The 24,018-nt window shown below is 40.0% G+C and carries 12 protein-coding genes; all 12 read left to right on the forward strand.

The window, feature by feature from the left end; all coding sequences use genetic code 11:
• Positions 1–70: 70 nt before the first annotated feature.
• The 12 genes from ACZ449_RS00775 to ACZ449_RS00830 are packed head-to-tail and all read left to right on the forward strand — an operon-like array spanning position 71 to position 24,007.
• Positions 71–8,164 carry a hypothetical protein gene (locus tag ACZ449_RS00775; protein ID WP_464256891.1) on the forward strand — a complete coding sequence of 2,698 codons (8,094 nt, stop codon included), beginning with the start codon at positions 71–73 and terminating at the stop codon, positions 8,162–8,164.
• Positions 8,161–8,529, forward strand: a complete 369-nt coding sequence (locus ACZ449_RS00780) for a hypothetical protein (protein ID WP_464256600.1) — start codon at positions 8,161–8,163, stop codon at positions 8,527–8,529. Before ACZ449_RS00775 ends, ACZ449_RS00780 begins: the two co-directional genes overlap by 4 nt.
• An 18-nt stretch (positions 8,530–8,547) precedes the next feature.
• The gene (locus tag ACZ449_RS00785) at positions 8,548–9,642 is read left to right on the forward strand and encodes a hypothetical protein (protein ID WP_464256601.1); all 1,095 of its coding nucleotides are present in this window, start codon (positions 8,548–8,550) and stop codon (positions 9,640–9,642) included.
• Position 9,643: 1 nt separating this feature from the next.
• Entirely contained in the window at positions 9,644–10,567 is a 924-nt protein-coding gene (locus ACZ449_RS00790; RefSeq protein WP_464256602.1) for a hypothetical protein, read from the forward strand.
• Between the two features lie 15 nt (positions 10,568–10,582).
• A complete protein-coding gene (locus ACZ449_RS00795; RefSeq protein ID WP_464256603.1) occupies positions 10,583–11,095 on the forward strand; it encodes a hypothetical protein in 513 nt (170 codons plus the stop codon).
• 13 nt (positions 11,096–11,108) lie between these two features.
• Positions 11,109–11,906 carry a hypothetical protein gene (locus ACZ449_RS00800; protein WP_464256604.1) on the forward strand — a complete coding sequence of 266 codons (798 nt, stop codon included), beginning with the start codon at positions 11,109–11,111 and terminating at the stop codon, positions 11,904–11,906.
• On the forward strand, positions 11,906–16,951 hold the full coding sequence (locus ACZ449_RS00805; RefSeq protein ID WP_464256605.1) for a hypothetical protein: 5,046 nt from the start codon (positions 11,906–11,908) through the stop codon (positions 16,949–16,951). The genes ACZ449_RS00800 and ACZ449_RS00805 overlap by 1 nt, the downstream gene beginning before the upstream one ends.
• The gene (locus ACZ449_RS00810) at positions 16,951–19,086 is read left to right on the forward strand and encodes a hypothetical protein (protein ID WP_464256606.1); all 2,136 of its coding nucleotides are present in this window, start codon (positions 16,951–16,953) and stop codon (positions 19,084–19,086) included. Before ACZ449_RS00805 ends, ACZ449_RS00810 begins: the two co-directional genes overlap by 1 nt.
• A complete protein-coding gene (locus ACZ449_RS00815; RefSeq protein ID WP_464256607.1) occupies positions 19,083–20,999 on the forward strand; it encodes a hypothetical protein in 1,917 nt (638 codons plus the stop codon). The genes ACZ449_RS00810 and ACZ449_RS00815 overlap by 4 nt, the downstream gene beginning before the upstream one ends.
• A gap of 11 nt (positions 21,000–21,010) precedes the next feature.
• On the forward strand, positions 21,011–22,978 hold the full coding sequence (locus ACZ449_RS00820) for a hypothetical protein (RefSeq protein WP_464256608.1): 1,968 nt from the start codon (positions 21,011–21,013) through the stop codon (positions 22,976–22,978).
• Positions 22,979–22,990: 12 nt separating this feature from the next.
• On the forward strand, positions 22,991–23,440 hold the full coding sequence (locus ACZ449_RS00825; protein ID WP_464256609.1) for a hypothetical protein: 450 nt from the start codon (positions 22,991–22,993) through the stop codon (positions 23,438–23,440).
• Positions 23,441–23,458: 18 nt separating this feature from the next.
• Positions 23,459–24,007: a hypothetical protein gene (locus ACZ449_RS00830; RefSeq protein ID WP_464256610.1), complete on the forward strand. Its 549-nt coding sequence runs from the start codon at positions 23,459–23,461 to the stop codon at positions 24,005–24,007.
• Positions 24,008–24,018: the final 11 nt, after the last annotated feature.

A 24,018-nucleotide genomic window follows, 5' to 3' on the forward strand; every position in this document is an offset into this window, starting at 1 on the left:
TACAAATAGAAATAAACAGTGGTTATAAGCTTTTGGAATCAAAAGCTTTTCATATAAGGAGGCACAATAAATGGCTAGTGAAATAATAACAGCTCTGCAACAAACAACACAGCAAGGAACGGGGTCAGCTACTGACGCAACAACGGTGGCAGAGGCAGCCAAGAAGCTTGATGAAAGTCGTTTTGTTATAGCGGACAGTAAATTTAGAACTCCTGACATGGGTGATTATTACATCGGGCAAGTCGATGATACCTACTTATCCATTTTAAATAAAGCTGTTACTGGCAACGAAGAAGACGGCGCAAAAAAAGCAGCATTCTATACTGAGACTCCAGCCGTAACAACCCCGGGTTATTATCCTGACTTGGGCGTTTATTTTTTTAAGGCCAGAGTCAATATCACCGCAGACGATCTTGAATTTGGGATAATCGATGGTGACACCATTCAAGTATCAGCAAGTGATGTCGACAATGGAGGAGACGAACGCATAACCGAACATATTAACCAATCAATCGATGCATCTATTAAAGCAATGACAAGAGCTGCCGGAGCGTCAAGCAGCCAGTCAAGTGATTATTTTAGAATACGCTTTCTCGGCATAGATGCTCCAGAAATCCCTCACTGGTCCAAAGAAGCCAATGCCGATCCATCGTTATACGAAACTAAAAGAGTAAAATTAGGATTGGCTAAATCAATGCCCAATTGCTTATACGTAAAGGGAGAAAATCGATCGGATGAGCAAGAAGTAGACTTTGTCAGAATAGGAGACGCTGGCGGTTGGTATGAATATAAGGAGCGAGCTAATAGCCGTGGCGGTAAAGATATTATTTGGTTATCACAAGACGAAACTGAACCGGAAACCTACGAGCAGGGAATAGCAGCTCGTGACACTGTTTGTAGCACAATACAAAATGCTGGCAATGAAATTTATATAATGCTCGACGCTACTTCTATCAACCGCAGTGCGTCAGAATACCCGAGAACTTATGGAAGCAAAAAGTACGAAGGCGGCGTTTTAAACGCGTTAAGACAATTTGCTGACAGCGTTAAAGATCCTAATGATTATAAGTCAGCAGGATTCAATCTATTAGGACAAGATACCTATCGTCGTTTCCTTGGTACGGTATATTTAAAAATAAATGATCAGTGGATTAATCTTGCGAAACGGTTAATCGTAGACTACGATAAAATCGTAATTAACAAGAGCTTTAGGGATATGCCGACTTATGATAATCTCAATGGAATGTCTTCAAGTGCGTTCAATTTAGACTCATATGAATGGAACGATAAAGTGTGGGCGGATGCAATCTGGAATACTAGTAAAAAGTTCGATGACAGAAGAGAGATTCAGCAAAAGCTTTTTGGCAATACCTTTGAATCATTGAAAGAATGGACGGTAGCAATAGGTGATACCATGCTTTACGTCCCGCCCACGTCCATACGCTGCATTACCCAGTCTACAGCAGAAAGAATGCCGTTGCTCCGTGCAAAAGGCTCAATGGCAAAATCGGCCGAGAAGTCTGAACGCCTTTTACAGCTATCACTGTATTTCAATAATGAACGGGGAATAAACGGATACGAATATTCTACAACTACCCCAAGCGGTAATTCTATTACATATTATCTCAATGGGCTACGTTCGCTAATAGCTCAATTTAAGTTTACGCCATTCTTACCAATCGACAGTGACTATATAAACACAGTGCTTGGTATCGAAGCAGTTACTCTTATAGATATGAAAGTAAATACCGTCCCTGGATTCCCTAGATTGCTGCAAGCTACACTGACATTACAAGAATTCATATACCGTGTTTATATGCCAGAGGTTCCTGTTCAAAGAGAAGAGGACTCTGAGTATAGGAACTACTTTGCCGGATGCATTAACTTCGAAACAATGCGGTACTATTATCAACGCTCTATTCAGGCCGGACAAGACTTGGCCGCCAAAGAGGTAGCTTTTAATTCCAAAGAATACATGGAAGCTACCCTTGGTAATAGAACTGCACTTCTTCCTATGAAGTTCACGGACCCTAAAATTAAATTCTATATTGCGAATGAAACATACCTAAAGAAAATGCTACAAACTAAAATAGAAGCTATGCGTAAAGCAAACGCCACAATCGTTCTTTCTAAATCTGAAAAGCAAGGAGCCGCGGATATTGCTTATATCTATAATCAAGTAAAAGCAATGATTAGTGAATCTACATTCACTAGCGCCTTGGCGGATCTGAACACAGTAAGCTCAGACGAAGCTATCGGTTCTTCGATGTGGAGAACATTATACCCGTACACCGAGACTTCAAATAAAGATCTTGCTGACACAAAACTATCTATACTCAAAAGTGACGGTAGCAGATATTCGATTGGTAGCAATACTCTGCTTATGACAAATCTTAACGAGACACTGCACCGGATGCGCGCTTCTATGAATACTATTAATGCGGCAGCCGGAAAAACAATTATAAGCGATATAGATCTTGCGTACAAAGAAGAAGAAGTTTCTCCAAAAACTCGCACCGGAGCCAGAAAAGGACGTATTTCCGTCGGTGTCTCGATCACAACACAATTGGATTATTTTAAGACAGATGCCGAATTCAGAGACATGAAGCGAGACGCTTCTTTATACATAGGAGAATCTGTCGATAAATTCTTCGTAGATCGGAAGTTATTTATTCCGCTTGTTATTGATCTAGAAGCAACAAGCTATGCAACAGCAGATAGTATTCAACTACCAAAAGCTGATGTCTTTATTGGTCAGAAGTTCTACTTTGATAGTAACTCGCCTGATGTTAAGTTTCTTGGTTATTGTGCAGACCTTGCTGCCGCTAAGGAAGATGCTAACAGCGAAAATATTACGCGCAAGCAATCGATAGATTATGAAAAACTTAATAGCATTATTTTCGATCCTTACGATGTCGGAAATGCTCGTGTAACAAATATGGACGTATCCTTTGGTAATAACTTTGCCAAAATCGGCGTAACCAGCATGGATGGCTATGCACCCCAGTATGTTGGCGGCCAAGACACTGAAATCAATATCGAGATCCAAACTACTAGCCTGGAGACTGTTGCTATGCTTAATGCATTACCTAAACTGTCTTCCTATTATGCCAGAGAATATCGCTTAGTGTTGCCCTGTTGGCCATTGAAATTAGAAAGTGAATTAACAGCTTTCTTTGGCATCAACGAAACTCTTGTTGAATCAGTGACGGTTGATACGATACCTGGTAGAACCGGTCTCTATACGGTCTACATGCACCTGATTTCAGTCGATCGTACGTTGCGTAATCGAGAAGCATTAAAACGTATCGAAGCAAACAATGCAGGTTACCAAGGAATAGCTGCTCGGTCATCCACGAACAACCGAAGTTATTTTGAACTACAAGACGTATTAGCAGAAGCGGAGCTTTATCCAGACCTTGAACTTCCAACAATCAAAGAGCTCATGGCAGATGGTTTTCAGTTCGTCCGCTATAAGTTCCAGGATACCCGTGTATATCCTGATCCAGATTTCTATTTCGTGTATCCTCATATATTAACTTCTCAGTTTACAAGAGAGACTGTTATCGGTTCGATTAAAAACAACTTTGATGATATTCAATGGGTAGATAAAACTGGTGGTACTGTAAAAACAAAAATCGCCGAAGGAACAGGCATAACACCTTATGATTATAATGATGTTGCCAAAAAGCAAATAGAAAGTAAGCGTGCTGTAGATGCAGCACAAGCAAAGCAAATGGCCGATTCCGCATCTAATACTGCAAAGGCGAAAGATAACGATTTACTTAATGTTTTGAATGCCGCTGACGCGCATGAATCCTGGAACGCCTGTGCTGATATTAAGTGCATATTCCTTGAAAAGAAATACCAGTTAGAGCTTGATGCGTACAAAAGTTTTATTAAACACCAAGAAGCTATCAAAGATGTAAATGCAAAAGCCAGCACTAATACAAAACCGATTGAAGGCAAATGGGCTTATGACAGTATGGCTAAAGCATTAGAGTCGTCGGCGCTGATAAAGAAATATCTTGAAGAAACAAAGATTGCCGAAAAAGCAGAAGTGTATTATCGTACACCGCAATACGACGCTAGATTAAATGTCGTAACTGTTATCAAAAAATATCTGCAAGATGATAAGATTTGCGAAATTATGAACGGGCTTAACATCGAAAACACAGGGACTTTTCAAGACATAGTCGCTGAAATTGTTTACGCTGCTGCTTGCGCAGCCACTGCGCCAAAAGAATTTGCGGGTAAAACAAATGATATTGCATGGAAGCCAAAACCTAGTTTTGTCGGCGTAAGGTTAGGTGGCGCTCAAGACAAAGGAATTAAAGATTTAACGAACAGCGTAGATGACGCTATAGAAAATGCAGTTGAATTTGGTCCATTTAGAATCAAAATGTACACAAAAGATGAGCTCATTAAAATTACCGGAGAAGAAGTTGCTGATATGTGGATTGACTACGCTGATGGTGTCAACACCAGACGCTATTTGATAGATCCATATTATCGCAAAGCTATAACCACAGTAGAGGAAGTAAGGGAGTATAAAAAAGGCTGTATAGGCAATACGGAGTATGCTGCCGTAGCTTACTTCCGGATCATGCTGTATTGGCTAAAACATCTAATTGATTCCAATGCCATTCCTACGATTAGCACGGACATTTTAAGGAAGGCCGCAAAAAATGAGTTAGATATCATCTCTAAAATCAAAACGTATGTTGCGAATAGCAGCAGCGGCTCTATCGAAAAGCATATAAGCTTCTTCTTGAAAAATAGCCATGCTCTTGACGCAGGGAAGTTCTTTGCGGCTGCCGCCCTGGCATCTACTGCCGGCAGTTCTATGATCAGAGAGAAAATCACTAAGCGAGATTACAAAGGATTAAATGGATACCTACAAGGATGTTCAATGCCTACTAATAATATCGATCCCTCAGATGCTACAAGCCTCACAATGCGAAAGATGATGCTAGCATTAGTAGGGATTGGACGTATCAAAAACTTTAACGCAATCGGTGTTAGCCCAACTAATCCGGCTACCGAATTCATACAAGACATCAACGAAAAAATGTATCTACAAGCCGCCGAGGATCCTGCTCAATTTATTATGCATAGTTTTCACGATATGGTAGTTAACGATGTCCGTGGTCGTATGCTTAAAGCATTTCCCGCATTCTATTTACTCTTTATCGATGAAGGCCGTGAAATTGGCGCCTGGAAGCTACATGACAATTTCTACAACACATCATCCATCGCCGAAATCCAAGTTGTTAAGTCTCGTAAAGTTGCAGCCGACACGGCACGGATCGTAATGAGTAACATGTATAAATCTTATACGACTGACGATGAAGATTCAAAGATAAGTTATAACACTGACTGGAATGATGTCGTAGATTCTATTTTTAGCCCCCGGGTATACGCCCTCAGGGAAGAAGCAAAGAGAAGTAAAAATCCTGCTTCGGAACGCATTCGTTTGCGGGCCGGCGCCAGGATCCACATCCGCATGGGATATGGATCCAATGCCGCTACCCTACCGATCGTATTTAATGGCTGCATTGCCGAAGTGCAAGCAGGTGAAGCAGTAGAACTTATAGCTCAAGGCGATGGTATTGAATTAATGAACCCTATCTTGGAGAATGATGAAGCTCATGAAATTCAATACAAGGATTCCTTAAGAGGTTTATTTACCAACGGTGCCACTCCAAAGACAATCCTTAATTCACTTTTAACCACTAGTGGCGGAATACTTCGCAACATACTAAAAGATACAGAGTATGCTCATCTATTGGGCAGAAATCCATACGGCCTTTATCACTTTGGTGATCCAGATAACAAAGAAATTTTCAGGGGCGGCGAAACAATCCAAAACATCTATGAAGCTATGTCTCGTCCGGTATGGGGAGAAAAAGGAACTGTCTCAGATCAGTACGCTACTGATGAAGCGCCTAAAATCACCTTTGATGTTTTCGGCAAGACAATGTGGGACATCATGCATATATGTCAATCAGTCAGTCCAGATTTCGTAACAGCTGTAGCGCCGTTTGCATTCCGCAGCACTGTATTCCACGGAGCTCCGCGCTACTATTGCGCTTATGACTACATCAAAAAAAATGAAGTGCTAATAGAAAAACGCAAACCATTTCAACAGTTCCATATTTATTCCTCGCTAACAGACATCATAAAGAATAATATTACCGCTTCCGATAAAGATGTAAAAACTTGTGCTGTCGGTCTGTATCAAATGGCAGAGACCGGTAATTTTAAAAGCCAGCATCGATGTGGACCACTATGGGTTGATGTAGAAATATATCCAGAAAATCAAAAGACAATGATTGTAGACACTCAACTCTATGGTAAAGGTATTCCTATAGTGGGATTTTATACAAACTCAATAACTAATCGCTTAACCGACTGGTTTGCTGATGATAAGGGCAGTGTAACAAGCCACGAAAAGATCGCCTGGAGAATGACTGCAAATGCTCTTAAAAATACAGTTAAAGATATGTATCAGGGCGACCTTATTATACTTGGCGATCCGACAGTCAAACCGTATGATCGCATGTTCATTAACGATGTCTACGAAAATATCACCGGTCAGTGCTTAGTAAAAGAAGTTGTTCATAATTTCTCAGCCAACAGCGGATATACCACTTCCGTTTATCCTGATGCCATTGCCGTAGTAGATGACCGATTTGAGCTCGCGATTCAGTCCGCAGGAAACGCAATCTTCTCCACACAAGCTCTTATGAACGGCGCTCTTATATGGACGACATCAATGGCATTCGGCGGCCCAGCTGCCGCATTAGGCAAAGGGCTTGAATCTATCGCTTCAAAGAGTGGTAGTCTCTTATCAAAAGGGGCAAGCGCCGTAGAGAAAGCTGGTGTAAATGGCGCGGTTAGCAAAATGAGAACAGCATTAGCCGCGGTTCGAGCTGTGCTTCCGGCCTCAGGAGCAATAGCCGGCGCAGGTAGCGTAGCTGCAGCTAGTAGTACGGCCGCGATCGCCTCAGCTGTTCTGCTTAATGTAGCTATAATCGGTACCGTTGTATTAGTGGGAGCGTATGTCGCGGAATCTATAACCAGATGGGCCAAGAATCTACAGGTGCTTCAAATATTCCCTCTCAAAAAACACGGGCTCGTTATGACGGCAGGCCTTGATGGAAATAAAGGACTGGTATATGGTTCTCCGACTTACAATAATGTTGGATTGCTCAAAGGCCTATACTCTAACCTTACCGCTGGTTCTTTCAATAACTGGACAGATGGTATCCTTGGATTCGCTCAAGACTACTTGATATCTGATGAAATGAAAAATATCGGCAACAAGTATAAAAGGGATGCAAAACTCATCGACGATACAGGAAATCCGGTTGCTGATGAAAGGATGTTTCTGAAATCATTAAAAGCAGTAGCTGCCGGCCAAGGAACAAATTCAACTGGATATCAATCTTCACAGCTGCTTCCTCGTATCGCTGTCAACAATAATAAGCAGGTCAAAGAAGCATATGACCGCTATGCAATGCTAGACATAGAACGGATTCAGTCTGATCCTAAGTTGCAAAGCAATCAGCTCATAAGTATGGATCAGCGGCTGAAGCCATATATTGACGAGAACTTCTTTAAAATTATTCACGAACAAGAAACATTGAAAGTTAATGATGATACTACCCAGAGCATTATACTGTCAATTGGTGGTCAAACCATCACTACAAAGCTGCTGATCGGCACAAACAAAGATGGCACAAAATATAAAGACTTGGCTCTTCTCAACAAGGACGCTCTGAATATCCTCTACGAAATCGTTAAACGAGCCAAAGAGAAAATGCCGGCCACTGATGCTTCTGATAAATATCAAGCTTTCGAAGATACGAAGAAAAGTTTTATAATGCTAAAAGCAGCTTTACGGGTAGGGGATAAGGATACGCTTTCTTGTACCGGGTTCTCATTTGTATTACAAGGTATCGATAAGGCAGTAGATCCACTGACTAGTGCTATTAAAGATTTACAGGCCAAGATAGCGGAGGATTACAAGGGAAACGCAATGCTGGCTCCAGAATTATTCAAAAGCGAGACCGCAGCTAATGGTGAAGTAGTAATCACGGTTTTGCTGCCAAATGTGAGTACGACAAGAAATAGCACAGAGGAGACGACAACAGCATGAGTAACTTAAAACAACTTCTTCAAGATCGAGTAATGAATCCCGCAGATCATTCCCGCGGGAGCATTACCACTGTCGGCCAGGTCACAAAAGCAGATGAAATTAACAATATGTGCTCTATGAAATATATAGATAAAGACGGATTCAAGCGTAATAAAGATAATGTAACTGTGAGACTGTATGGAAATGGTGGGGACTGGTTTCCGGCAGTTGATGACTATGTCGTCGTGGAAGACGGCGGCGACACCTGTGTAATCGTAGCACGCCATGTCGGTAACTACAATATGGACGTGCGCTCTAAACTGAGGCTAACTCAAGACATACATTCGGATAGTTATGGAGGCTCAGTGGGAGGACAAATATTTTAAACGGGGAGTAGAGATAAATTGGCAGAAACTACGACTACTGCGACTAAAACAAATACTTCTACTACAGTAACGGTAGAAACGGAAATTCCAGAATCTTTCAAGCCGTCGCTTAACAAGCTACAAGAGCGAGCTGAAAATTTGAGCAGAGCAAATGAGCGAGGCATAATTAACGAAAAGTCTGGCGCATCTATTGTCGCCAGGGATAATGGCCAAATTAATTTAGCTTCAAATGAATATAGTCAATATAAATTAAATCCAGACGGGCGAGCTATCGAGGAATCGTTAGAAAGCGTAACGATCGCTAATCGTAAGAAATTTGTGACCGACGAAATCGTTGTTAATGAACACAAGTTAAATCCTCATCTTTATGAGTTAACAACTTTCAAACAAGTGCTAGACGATGCTAAGTCCGCTGTTGGAAATTTTTGCATGTTAGGTACAGTCCTTGTTAAGAGCTGGGAGCCCAATCTAAAACGATATGTTTTAATTCGCAGACAAGTGCGTATGCCGATGTTCTCTCCTATGCTAAACGTTGCTGAAATTGTTTCAGCGTTGGGTATAGGAGATCCATTAAAAGAAACAACGGATTTACAAGTTAGCATGGCAAGTGGTTACCAAGTAAATGGAGCAATCAATGATGCAGGCGCCGCCGCAACTGCTCCAAAAACTTCTGACAACACAAAAAAAATTGATGAAGTAAAAAACAAAGCTGCTACGCCAGCAGGTACTACGAACACAGCAACGCCTAATATAACTCCTACTAAAGTTGAGGACCCGGAAAAAGGGGAGGCTAAACTTGATGCAACTTTGGTAGCTGAAGCCAAAGCAACTCAGGAGGCAGCGACCGCCGCAAAAGCCTATTACGACAAAGCTCAAGACAGATTGGATGAAGCCGAAGCGAATTTAGAAACGGCTCAAGAAAAGCTGTTAAAATGTCAAACATCAGAAGAAAGAACTATAGCTCAGCGTTCGATTATTACTTATACGACTGTAAGGGATTCCGTTTCCGCAGAAAAAGACGCCTATTACGATAAGTATCGTCGGGCTGAGACAGCAGCAAAGACAGCTGCTGACAGACTTGCTGCTGATAAGGCGGCCAAACAGGTGAAATAACATGAGTGTGAAAAACCAGATAAACAAACTTCTTGTTAAAGCGGAAGATAAGGCTAAAAAAACAATAACAAATACTGTTAAAGAAACTAACACTATTTCTTCTGTAGTGAACGCAGCAACCAAAACTGTAAATCCCACAACCGCATCATTAACCAATACAGCTAATTCAGCTATCAAAACGGTTACTACTTCTGCAAAAGCGGCAACAATAGTTACCTCTACACCTACCACAAAGACAGCGGCAGAAAAAGTCGTACAAAACACTTTAGATAAGATCATTGACGACGCGGTTAACAAGGCTAAAATCGGTGGTGCCTCTAAGGCAGAGACTGAAATCAATGACCAGGTTAAAAACATTGTTAGGGGCTACAAGAATACTTTCTTTAATCAAGATAAATTAATAAGTTCAATCACTGGTGATACGAAAAAACAATTGGATTTATTGGTTGATAAAAAGCTAAAGGAAACGCTTAACGCAGATAATATTTCAGGAAAATCACTTGGTTCAATTACGTCTGGCGCAGACCTCAGTAAAGTCGTTAACACAAAACTTGTTGAATCGGTTCGTACCGATGTGGTCAAAGATTTGAATAATGTCGTTAGTAGTACGTTAGAAAAAGAAGACTCGGCGGCAGTTGCTAATCTGGTGTCAAAAAACAAAAATCTAACTAGTCAAATAGATAATCTCAAATCAAAACTAGCAACAAATATTACCAAAGATATCGGTTCTTCCTTTTCTGTTGAAACAAAGAAAATTGAGTTACGTCAGAAACAAGTTCTGGAAGTTAAGAACTTAAAAGCTGCTGCTGAAAAATTAAATAAAGACCAAATCAATACTGTTAAAGCACAAGTCACCGCACAACTTAAAGCAGAAGATCAAAAGTTAATAGATGATATTAAGAAGAGCGTCAAAATTGATTTTTAGAAAGGCGGATTAAAAATGATCGATTTTGCCCTAACTGAAAAAGGAGATTTAATTCTAGAAAAACAATCCTCCTTCTCTAAGTTTAAAATGGATTTTCGGATAGCCGCATACCCAGTGTTTACTGTTAAATTTTTTCAAGTGCCATATCAATATGTCGTTCACGATAACAATTTGAAAATTACTTTCGACACCGAAGCTCACAGCAAAGTAACTAAGCACAGGGCAGCATTTGTTAAAGACAAAGAAGCCCTGATTCAGCAAATAAAGATTCGATTACGTACGCAACTTACAGAGCTTCCGACACGCCAAACAATCGGTTCTCAGCTACAACTAATGAAGCATGAGCGATTAAATAGCGCCACTAATCTAAGTCGCATTAAAACTATGACAGTGGCTGCTATTAATAATATTGTGTCAAATTTAGAGGTTATTGTAAAAGCAGAAGAAACTACAGGATCGTTCTACTGTCAGAACGTTAACATCTATATCTACAGCGATGGTGTACTGCTCTGTAATTTTAATATATAGAGAAGGTGAAATAATGAAAACCTCTGATACTATTCAAAAAGAAATAACAGCTCGTTTTGAAAATAGAACTCTTAGACCTGTCCAGACAGGTTCTGTTATAGATTTGTATAATGCCGCCATGGGCGAAACACTCGAAGATGTGTACCAGGAAATAGAAGACTCCAAGAACCCTCATATCTACACTGGATTGCATGGCCAGGATTTAGACGATACCGGTTTCTGGGTTAATTGTCCACGGGAAATCAATGAAAATGATGAAAACTATATGTATCGTCTAATGAACTGGATGCTCAAGAATGAGGCTAGCAACACAACGGCAATAAGCGACTCGTTACTCAATCCGACATATGCATCTAATATTCAGTATCTCCCTTTCACAAAAGGAAGCGGCACAGCAACTTGCTATGTGATTCCGAAGTACTATGATAGTGCTACAATTTCTAATGCACTAGCGGAGGCAGCGAAGGTTGTTAAAAAAATCGCATCGCCTTCTTTATTTGTTGAGTATATCATACCAGCTATACGAGCTGTTAAACTTCAAATCTTTATTTCGACCAATAGCAATGGAGACAATACGTTGATTAAAAGCAATATTGAAAAGAAGGCCAAAGCATACATCAACGCTATTCCACCCGGGGAATATCTCAAAGTAGGCGAGCTTAATAAGATAGGTGTCAACGAAACAAAAGTTGATTATTTCAGTGTTTTGTCTTTAATTATCGACAATGAAGAGGCCGCAGAAATAGAAGTACTTCAAGAGATTGATAGCAAATTTCTGTTTGATGAAATCATCTGGTCAGGAGGGAATTAATGTTGAAAGATTCAAGAGCGACATTTTTAGAAGCAATCAAACATTTTCCGAGCTGGATGGATATTCGAAAGCGTCCATTCAAATCTGTCGGTGGTCAATTCCTTCAATCTATCATCGAAGAACAAAATAGTATACAACAGGCCATAATCGATTACAAAAAGGATTTCTTTATCCTCTATTATATCGGGCGGGAACATACCATCATTGATTATCTGTATGCAGCTCATGTAGGCGATGTAGGCGATATTTTTACCCTTACTCATCCAAATGCAACAATTACTAAAAATGCAAAAGAATTCTACCAAAGCACAGAGCCTATTGCCTTATGGCAAGAAGGCTATTTATTGTTTAGAATGGGCCTTCTCTCTACAAATGATTTAAACGTGCGTTATTCAATCGACGGTTTTGAATACAGCGCGATCGCTGAAAAGTTTCACGTATGGAACGTGTTAGATGAATTTGCTATGTTCTCAGGTATAGAACGATACGAAGACGAAACCAATGTAGAGCTCCTAAAACGTACGCTATTGGCTTTTAAAAATCCTACCAATAGCACCGAAAGCGGATTAAAAAATGCCATTATTAACTCTGTCTCAAATTATACAGTTCTCGCTGCTGAAGATATCAAAATAGAAACTCCTAATGAAAAGAACTTAGCCTTATCTGATAGTGAATTTGAAACAATTTACGAACGGTTGGCGCAGTTTAATACGGATGTATTCCGGACTAAAAAGTGGGATGTGGACACTTGGGAGCACAACTTTAAAAGCTTAGATTTTCTGCCTCATTTATGGGATGCGGAGATTGACGTTTGTCAAAATGGTGTCGGCCAAGGCGATGCATTACAAGCTATTTTGACTAGTGAGCTAAAAGAACAGGGTTCTACAAGCGCACAAATAACCGGATATCAAAAATCTCAGATTCAGATCGATGAGTACATCCGCACCCAGCGCATAGAAACTGATTTAGATTTGACACTCAAAAAATATGATAATGTCCTCAAAGCAAAAGATGTAGAATATAAAATCACTGCATCAGAAGCTAAGGAAATCGCCGTAGACGACATCTTCCTTGATTGTTATAAACAATCCATCGGAGAAAGCGAACATTATATAGCAGACCTGGTAACGGCTGTTCGTGGGGCAACTGTAATTCCTAGAGGTGTTTTAGATCCGAATTCAAAATATCGTTTAAAGTTTTATCCAAAAAATCAAAATCCATATTCTAGTATGATAATCGATAAAGCCAATTTGGTTAAGCCGGAAAATAAAACAGAGAGTCTTCTCGTAGAAGATATTGTTTATAAGAAAGTAAACGGGGTATTTCAAAATACCGACGTTACCCTGCATGCAACATCAACAAGGCAGTTTAAAACATTCACCGACATTGTAGATGTTAGCAACGGAGTTACTCTTGGTAGCACAGCTACAACCGGTAGCTTCGCTGTTGATATAACTGGTATGGGTGGAAAACTATTAAAAGTCGGACACTCTTGCCGGCCGGTAGATATCACCAAAAACAGTGAGTTCATTAAAGCAAAAGGATTTACACTTAATAGCGAAGACGAGCTTGTAGCCAGCGGAACAGACTCAACCAGTAATATCACTATTGAGCTCGATTGTAACCATATCTCCTGGGAATTAGAGACAGCCGCTAATCCATCTCAACAAGGCAGCTGCACAGTCCTTATGAGCGTAAATGACAAGATCGATCTGACACTATCTGGCCTATGGTCATCTGGCCGTAAGGCTGAAAAGACTTTTTCAAAGATGTCACATGTTAAAATCGTAATTCAAAAAGCAGGCATGAATCCGACAACAATCAAAAACATAATGGCCTCTCGTTATACGGTAACGTACAAAACCGAGAAGGGCGGGGAAATTATTGAAACCCCTCTCAGTTTAATGTTGCCAACAATACCTGCAGACGAAAGTAATTTATTGATTGTAAAAATTGAATCTTATAGTGCATTTGCTCCTGTTGTTAACTACATACATGTTGGTGCTTCTTTAGGCAACGCGGTATATACCACAAAGGACATAGTGACTGGTGACGGTAGTTACTCTCTTGATATATCATCAAACTGCACTGTGAGACTTTACAAAGTAAGTGGCGTCACTGAAACATTAGTAGTAGACGGACTTGTTACAAAACCAATATATCGCAATGATACAACCAGCGCTGCGTATCTGCTTATCGATACAAGTGGGTTTCTAACCATCACAAAATCCACCCCAACTATTGAGCGCACCACGGAAGCCGGATCGGTGGTGGACTTCATAATTTTGCAGCCCGGGCAAGAGCTAGACAAAATCATAATCGAAGGCAGCGCCCTGGTTCTTTTGGAGTCAACATCGTTAAAAAAATTGATTTGTCCGGATGTCGGCGATTACAGTGTTTTCGTTAGTAAAGCCCTTAAGGGATTTATTCTGCAAAATACCAATTCATTAGAAGAATCTCTTGTGTATTTATCTCGAAACAACCTAAATAGTTTTGCTGATACGTTCAAGATCAAGGGTTTGCAATTTGGCATTACTGGTTCTTTTATTGCAGATAAAAATAACAAAGTCGAAACGATCGGCGCTTCTTTTGATCACAATTTCGAAGAACTGTATTTGTTCCCTACAGAATCAAAAGAATATATCGCTTATAACAAGCTCAGGGCTCTCAAAGGCCTCTATCAGGGGATTAGCATCGTTAACACCTTCATGCCACTGCTTCCCTCGAACAGCAGCCTTGTGTACACGATCGATGGGATTGTTGGTTCGAATATAACGGCGACAGCTTTATTTGAAAAAACCAAAGACACATTGCTAACATTTGAGAATTGGTCGCTAGGTCCGAAGACAATCAAAATAGAAGTCGATATGAAACAAGGAAACAGTGACAGTTACGAGCTTGAACTTAAAAAGATGAATAAAAAATTTATCGTATCAAACAACATCAATCTGGATGCCGAGTACGAAGTAGAAGGACAGATTATAGAGTTGGCCCGATATATTATCGTTCCTCCGGATAATATGAAAATAGCTTACGAGATCAAAGATTACGGCGAAAAAGTCATCATAGAAGAAGATGGTTTCAATAAGCTTTATTACTCAAATATAGGATTCGTTAGTAAAATCATTGTCGAAGGTGTCGTGGTTCCTACTTCAAATTACGAGCTAATGAATGAAGAGGGAATCATTATCTGGAAAAACGATAATTATGACGGCAAGAGCGGCGAAGTCTACTACCAATATAAATCGCCAAAATACCTTGCTTATACAAGTTTAGAACACCTCTATGCGCTCATAGGATATTCTCTCAAGGCTTATCGTGCAATTAATACTGAACCAATCACGTTAAAGAACTTAATAGATGGCAGCGTTGTAGTTGTCGACTTCGGATTACCGGCCGGGCAGTATCCTGACAAAATAGTTATTGGAGGTCTCAGCCCGAACTTTCAAGCAAAAGTGGAAAATGGCAACGTACTCAAGATAACCAAGATCAACATCGATAATGTAGTGGCAGTGAAAGCCGGATTCTTCTACATCGACGGGGTTGAATATTACCAATTCAACGATAAACATATTGAAGTAATTGATCGCATGAGCAATATCGATTTGCATAATGTACGGCGATTAGATAACTCCCTATTGTTTATTCAAGAGTCCACCAATTTCTTACTGGATTCTTTGATGCACGCTCGTCGAACTGGAGAACTTTGCATTGTCGACTTTGTTAACAACCAGCATATCAAGGGACTAAGCAGAATCGATGCTCTTACTGCTTGCGAAAGTTACAATAGCTGGATCGACTTCAATATGGATATATCCTTCAAAACCGGAGTAAACGGTAGAGGCTTAGCATTTACGGCCGACAGCGATAACTCATACGCTATCATGGATATCTCCAGATTCATTAAACCCAATACCGTAGTCTCGCTTGCAGCTAGTGGGCCAATTACGATACGTATCGCCAAAGAAGTTAAACATCGAAACAGCAGTTACGACAAAGCGCTCTTCGCCGAACCATATGCGACTATGAAACAAAGCGATACTTATCAATATTATGTATTCGAAGATGGATACGACCAGGACTACAAATACTTCTTATTGCTTACTGGTACAGGCGTAATCGATGATATCGTAATCAAAGATTGTGTGCCAGAGGAAGCTCACAAGGCGATTCATATAAAAAACATTGACTCTATAAACTTAAGCGTCGAAGAACGACCAAAAGTAAACTATTTGCATAAACTTCTATTCGACGCAAATGGTAACCAACTTGATAATCTCGAACTCGATCGTGGCGGCAAATTGCAAACCGGTGCTAATGTCGATTGGGGATTAACTAAAATTTACGATGCTCGCAGCGACTGGAAAAAGTGCATCCTTACCGATGCGAAGGTCAGCAAGGATATGATACTTACCGATGGAGATATCGGTATTGTGGAGACACCGGTTATTGTTTTAAAGAATAAAGAAGCTATTAAAAGCGTAATTGTAAAAGTTAACGACATAATGATCGATGACTTCACCGATTTTAAAATCACAATCCTAACATCAAATTCTCCTACTGGCACTTTTTATGCCGCTAACACCATGGAAGAAACCAATACACTGCAAGCATTCCGAAATAAGCTGTCACTCTTTGTAAAAGTTATGGTAGAAATGCCTGAAGGCCGCGTAATAAATAACTTAGAAGTATTTGCGGAATATGCCGAAACAGAAATGCCTCTTCATATTAAAACAAATCGTTCCGGCAATATGACGACCAAAGTGTTTGACACCGGGTACGCGGCTACATTTAAAGTAAAAGGTCTCGATGCCAAAGAACTAAATCTTCCTGGTAAGATCCGCGTTCAAGCTCGCGCTTGTAGAGAAGACGCAGAACATGCAGTATGGACCGGATGGAAAGATGTAAAATTGGACAGTAGTTTGCAAGCTACGGGTAATGCCACAATATTTGAAAACTACAGGTTGTTCCAATTTAAGATCTACCTCGACGACGAATTCGCAAAGGTTACAATAGACAACTTCAAACTTGAGGTGATAGGGTAATGTTTCAGGAAAACAGTAGAGTAGAAAAAAAAGATGGGATTCGATTTTACGAACAAGATGTACTTTGTTCTAATTATGTATTTTCTGGTGATATGGTAATTGACCTCAGGGTTGATTACCTTTATCCCGGGATGGGAATATTGCTAGCTATCGATAACGGAAAACCGGTTAGCGAAGCAGATCATGTATATCTATTTAAAACTGGAGATAATGACTTTCGTGTTATAGAAAGACACTACACAGAACAATCGATGCCTGACGAAGGATCATGTGCGTTTGCCGCGTCTGACACCAACGTAAATGCTCACATAGTTTTTTCTAAAAAAGGCCAATTAATAACAATGAGTCTTGCAGTAAACAATGCAACTACTGGCGCACAGGAACTTATGGAATTAGGTCACTATACCATTAAAAAAACCATAGATAAATATCGTATCGGATTCTATTCTAATGCTGGCAATACATTAAAGTATGCGACTGTAGCATCTGGTATCCCAAAGAACTGGTTAGTTAATGTCAAAAACACCAATGGCGGCCGCATATCATTCTTCAAAAACGGCTTCATGATCGAAGAATGCGAATATGATGCTGAGATAGAGCAACAAGAAGTCCTTCTTAATGCAGGCACTTACTACGTGGGATTTGAGAAGAAGCCAATCAATGGTAAAAACGATATCGAATGCTTTGTGTTCGCATCCACTGATGGCCACTTCGATGATGATAAGAAGAGCATTTTAAAAGATGGTAAATTTGTGCTCAAAAAAAATGGAAAGATCAACATCAAGTTCAAAGGGACATCGGGAAAGATTAGTGATATTTGTATAAAAGATCTTGAGGATAGCGCGTATGTCGAAACTGATTTAGAACAGGTCGTACAAGATGGCAGCTATATCACTGTCAATCTGACGCGATTAAAAAGTGTTCGTTGGAAAGGGACTATAAGCGCATTGCCTGAGTACAAAGATTTTACCAAAGAATGCCCGTATGGCATCATCGTGACAAAAACTCAACGACTCACAAAAAATATGGCAAATATCGATCTTAATAAAGAGTACTTATACACCTACACGGTAGCCACTAAGCAATTGATTATTCAACGAGAGGGAGACCTTTACAAAACAATTAATGTTGATCTAAGGGAAGCAGATGAAAATAAACTAATCGTATTTAAAAATATGTCCGCAATTATTCGCGAGCTAATCATCGTTGATGACGAAGGCCAAGAAATTGACGTGCTGCTACAGAAAACTTTCCGTAAATATGTTCCTAGCACAATCAATGGCCCTATTATAATTACCGATGAAGAAAACAGCCCATTCAACTTATCTTCTTCCTATAGGGAGGTAGTAACACCGGTCTGGGATATCGAGCTTTTTAGTCAAAATAACGCGATTGATCTTAAGCACCGAATTCTCAATGAGGGTGAATGCATCTTTGTGTATGGCATTCCGGCCGGCGCCACCGTCCATATGAACAGAAGAGACTCTATCGAAGAATTCTCTGATCAATACTCATTACTAAAAGCAAGCACATACAGCGTTGATTACGATAAAAATATTGTAGTTGTTAATTCTAATATTCGAAACCTCTATAAGCACATTGCCGTATGCTATCAGCAAGCCGATAAGTTTTCGTATTTATTCACTAATTATGAACGCGAAGTTTTCCAGGATACTAGAGCAGCTATTATTCCCGAGAAGAATATCTCAGACATGCCTGGTGGTGTACGAGTATATGGAATTCCGATTGGAACCGAGACTCACGATGAATATATCTATCGTGTTCCCCGCAAAACGATGGTCAACTCTATTGATCTGTATGCTAGCAAATATGATATTATCAGCGAATTAGAATATAAAATCAACTACGAGCGGCCAGAAATAGAATTATCTGTCGAGCTCAGAACGCTCTATAAAGCATTCGTAGTTGATTACCTGAAAAGCAATAGTTATTGCATCAACTATTTGCCTGATTATGGCCAGTACGAAGTAGATATCTCAATCGATACGGACCACGCACATATGATATACGACATGGGAGAAAACGGAACCGTTTCGGATTACAAGATTACTGCTATCAAACCAGATAAAAGTAAGTATATCATTTTGCGGAAAGTGCAGGAGGGATTGGATTGAAAATATATCCATCAGTTCATGAATTCAAAGAAGTAGAAACAGTAGCTCTTCGTGATATTCCATTAGCCTATGTTGACACGAGCAACACAGAACAAGTAGTTAGCGTCGCAAAAGAACCTGCTTTCGCTAATAATACAAGCGAAAGCGTCGTTAGAGCCTATGATGAATTCGATAGTCCGGAAGCATATCTGTTTAATAGCAATAGCGAAATCATTAAAGATTTGGTTCTTAAACGCCTGGGCAACCGCTATATTTACGAACCGCAAAACGCAGTTGAATTTACTCCTTTGCAGTTTTCTTTCAATGCTCTCGTTAAAAAGAATATGACATATCGAAATGACAAGAACTATAATCTCAAAGTTGCAGTACACGAAGAAGACTCCGACCTGACTTTTTCTAAGCTGTTAATTGCGATATTTGGCGATGCTCCTCGGCGCGGCATATGCCCGGCTAATATTAGTATTAACAATATGGCGATGACGCCAGATTCCTTAATCAATACTTCCTATGCTGATAACGATATGTTATTCATCAAGTCCTCTGATGGCTATCACTATAAAGAAGTGACTACCGCGACAACCTCTGAACCGGTTGCAGAAACCACTATCGTAGGTACTACCACTAACACTGTCACCGATGGTAATGTAACTACAAAGACCACAAAAGTAGTTACGGTGGTAGGCCAGGAAAAAACCAGAACGACTACAGTCGTGACTACTACCATAAAAGAATTAGACATGGGTGCTATTCTTGACGCCAATACGAATGTGTGGCTTTGCGTGGATACCTTTGGCAATATGATAACAACTCAAACAGGTACTCAGTTTGCACTAAGCAATCCAACTCTTTATAAAAACAAGGCCTATACAATCAAGAATTATACTCATTATTTCAACAAAGCAAACGCACCGCATGATAAATACCCAACCAATACATATACTTACTCTTATCCGTTTGATGATTCTGGGGCGGCAGTAATACTTGAAAAGGCCAACGGAGGCTTTATCATCGTAACCCATTCGGCATTCTTTGATAACCTGAATGACAATGTTAAGCTATTGTACGAGCTTATGATGCAAATTTTTCTGCAGGCATACTATAGAACAAAGCAATTTAACAGCTGGATCACAGATCAGCCGGTAGATTATATTGCCTACAAAAAATCAAAATATAATTTGCAGCACGCTAAAGTTAATCTTAACGACTTGTTAAAGAACGAAAACTATAATATCGGCAATGAATACACTCTTTTACAAGTGAATCCATCCACTACAGATGTTATGTTCATTAATATGAATCCCGACAAAGACATGATATTTTATAAGATTAGCTCGCAGCCTGATCCTGTAAAAAATGAAGGTCATATTTCAGTTTATACATCTCGTCATAGTGTAATTCATTACAAACAAGCGGTAATTAAAAAAATAGAGTCCGGACTAAGCATTAGCACAGAGATTAACGAAACAGGTTTATACATAACGATTCACCCCTGCCACAGTACGCAGTATCGTATCAATACGACTCAAGATTTAACCTTGCGTATTGAAGATGCCCGGCTTGAATATGCGCTCTGCTGTAAGCCAGGAACTACCGATATTGAAAATGACTTCGTTTTAGTTGTCGCAAAAAACTACACTGTCGCCGATGGAATCAAGATCGCGACGATAAAAGTAATCAATAAATACGACACTAAGACGCTTGATATTCGTATCGACGGTGGTGGATTGCCTTTAGATAGCGAGCCGGACTATAACATGTTAGACATTGGCCATATTAGTGGGCGCCCTTACAGAATAGGCTCAACTCTTCTTGTTCGACTTCCTATCCGGTTAAAAGAGCATGATAAAAAAATCAAACAAACTTTAGAGAATCACTCATCATCAGGAGACTATATAGTTGTTATTTATGAATAGGAGTTGAGATAATGAATAATTCGAATTCGTTGATAAAGCTAGACTTCTCGCCAGGCATTAAGGCGAATGACATAAACACAAACTTTGATTTAATACATGACTGGCTAAAACGAGAGCGCCTGCGTGTCGCTGGCTGGGGTATAGTCGAAGGATTCGATATGACGGCGGATCTGAAGAATTTCACTGTAACAGTAGGTGAAGGTGTACAGATCAATGAAGACGGAGAGGAAATAAATGTTCCGGCTCATATGTTTTATGTAGGGCCACCTGAGTCTATTAATATCACAGAAGAAATCGTTCCTAATGAAGAGGGTACATTTAAACTAAAATTTGTTCCGTATTCCCCTTCACGGTATGGGTCCATTTTCTATAATCCGCCCACAGATGCTAACTATCCATTAAAAGCTGAACTTTATATTACCGATATTTTATCTGCTAAGCGTGTACCAATCTTATCTGCTATCGGACAAGACATAGTTGTTAATGCTACTAATTGGTCTGGTCGCAGCTTAAAGGTAGATTATAAATATACTCGCAACCGTATAGATTCTATCATGCTCCATAAAAATGGCGATTATCTTTATCAAAAAGGGATCATGTCTACATCTCCGTCACATGTTGACCTGGGCGACTATCCGGACTACTTGGCGATAGGAATAGCTTACTGGCAGATTGATCGTACAATTTCGGTTCAGTTCTTTGATACTTATAGGTCGTATCGCAAAGTATACGTAGACAAGCAGAATCGCTTATATCTAAACGGTAAATTGTACAAAGAAAGCCAGGAAATATATTTCATAGAACCAGAGGAGCCACAACCAAATGATCTCTGGTATGATAGCGCTTCAAATACGCTGATGATTTGGAAAGAAACGGATGGCGTTTACGGCTGGGTGGTTGTTAATGATTCCTCTTCTGTGCCGGTTCGAGAAGCAAAGATCTGGACATTGGAAACCTTTCCAGCAGATGCTCAGACGTTCTTATTTGAGGATGGAGAAATTAATCTACGTTATATGCCAAATACGAATGCACTGGAAATCATTATTGATAACGCTCCATTGATGAGCGATCAATTCACAGAAATCACCATGCCGAGCAATAAGGAATATTTAAGCCTAGGAGTTGGATTCAAGTTAAAAGATCCGCTCGATAGAGCAACGTTCGTGCAAGTCACCGTAAACCATAGTGTTCGCAATGCTCCACTTCGTGAAACCTTTCAAAGAACCGCTATCTTTGTTACAGAAAACTATACTCCTTATAATGCATTAAACACGGAAAATATCTTCAATACAGCGGCACCATTTGTACTTGGAGAGCAACAGCTCGAAGTGTTTGTCGGTGGTAAGCGGCTAACTCGTGGAATAGATTTTGTAGAAATGCTAAATGAAACCACGGTAGCTGCTGACGGCGATAGAGGAAAGATGACATCGACATTTAAAGTTTTGCTCACTATTACTTCTGGTGATATCGTAACCCATAAAGTAACTCGTCATGTTTGGAGCTATGATCATTTAGATCAAATGGTTCATGATATCGAAGCCAAAGCGGATGATGCGCTTGTTAAATGTGCAGATCTCCAAACTGAGTTAACAACACTTAACAACGGAGTATATGAACAGTTTACAGCGATCGGCAACCAGATTGTTGATCTTGGAGAAAAGGTAGCAAATCTTGATACGTTTGTTAAAAAGACTGACAAACTGGTAATAGGTAATATGCCAGACGAAATTATGGCCAGCGCAATGGCTAGCGGTATCAATGAAATCAAACCCACAACAGGAGATATATTACTAGAAGACACCAAGATTACAGATTTAATCCTGGTTCATTACGTCAGTGAAGCAGTTAGTCGCATTCTCATGAGGGATACAGAATACACATTGCAGAAAGTTGAGAGTAGTGTGCGTATAAGTTTACTTCCTGATCTAGTGTCGGCTGGTGCAAGCTTATATATCACTGGTATTAAGTTTGGTTTGTAAGGAGGAGGATATATGGAAAAACCAATCATAACATGGTACTCCAGGTTGGGCGAAGACACCTACGCAGCGCAATCGGAAATCTACGCCGGCACATATACAAAGGAATCAAATATTAATGTTGATATCCAAATTTGGAACAACCGATGGGGAACAGAAGATGTTGAGCCACTTGAAAACTTTTCACTAAATATCTACTTCGATACCCTTGAAGATTCAGCTTTGCTTCAATGCTGTAAAGTTGCTCTTGGCGGTACGGACGAGCTTTCACTTATTATTTCTGGTCAAAAAGCTACTGTATCATTTCCTGAAGCTATCGTGTTAAGCGGAGTTCAAAACGACGGCACATCGGCAAATAGCCAAGACAATTATATTTATTTAAAATTTACGTTTTCCGCTCCGAATTACCAACTAAAAGAGAACGATCTTAAATCTTTGCATTTCGAGATCGTCCCATGGAATTAACGAAGGGAGGTTCAGCAGATGCCTGAAACTATCAGTTTTAGTAAACAGAAACAAAACAATAACCAAGTAGCAATCGATATCAAAACGGCGCCCGCTATAGCTACTCTGAAGTACTGCGCAAACGACAACCTACCGAGTGAAGAGGAAAAGGATGTTGCTATTTATACAACAGACAAACACAGACTATATCATGGCAATGGTAAGGGAGCTCCTCTTAGCCCAATCACAAATGATACCTACGTAACCAAAGACTTAATCTTTGTTGCTTATGATCTCCAGGTTGGTGTAACAAATCCAGAAATCCCGTTCCCATATTACGGCAGAATGAAGAAGATCCTAATCATTCCTGCCTCAGGCTGCACAATCACCGAACGCTTTACTGTAGAGCTACAAATATTAAGAGCTGGAACATGGACTCCAGTTAAAGAAATCACACTAAGCACTGGCGATACTTCCGCAGAAGTGATTCTCGATATTCCAATCGACAACGAGACTCTTCGCTTCTTCGTCAAGGAAGTCCAAAAAGATCTTAATAACGTAGTATCTGTTGTTAAAATTGATATTTAGGAGGCAAATGA

This window comes from Desulfosporomusa polytropa (genome assembly GCF_055380075.1).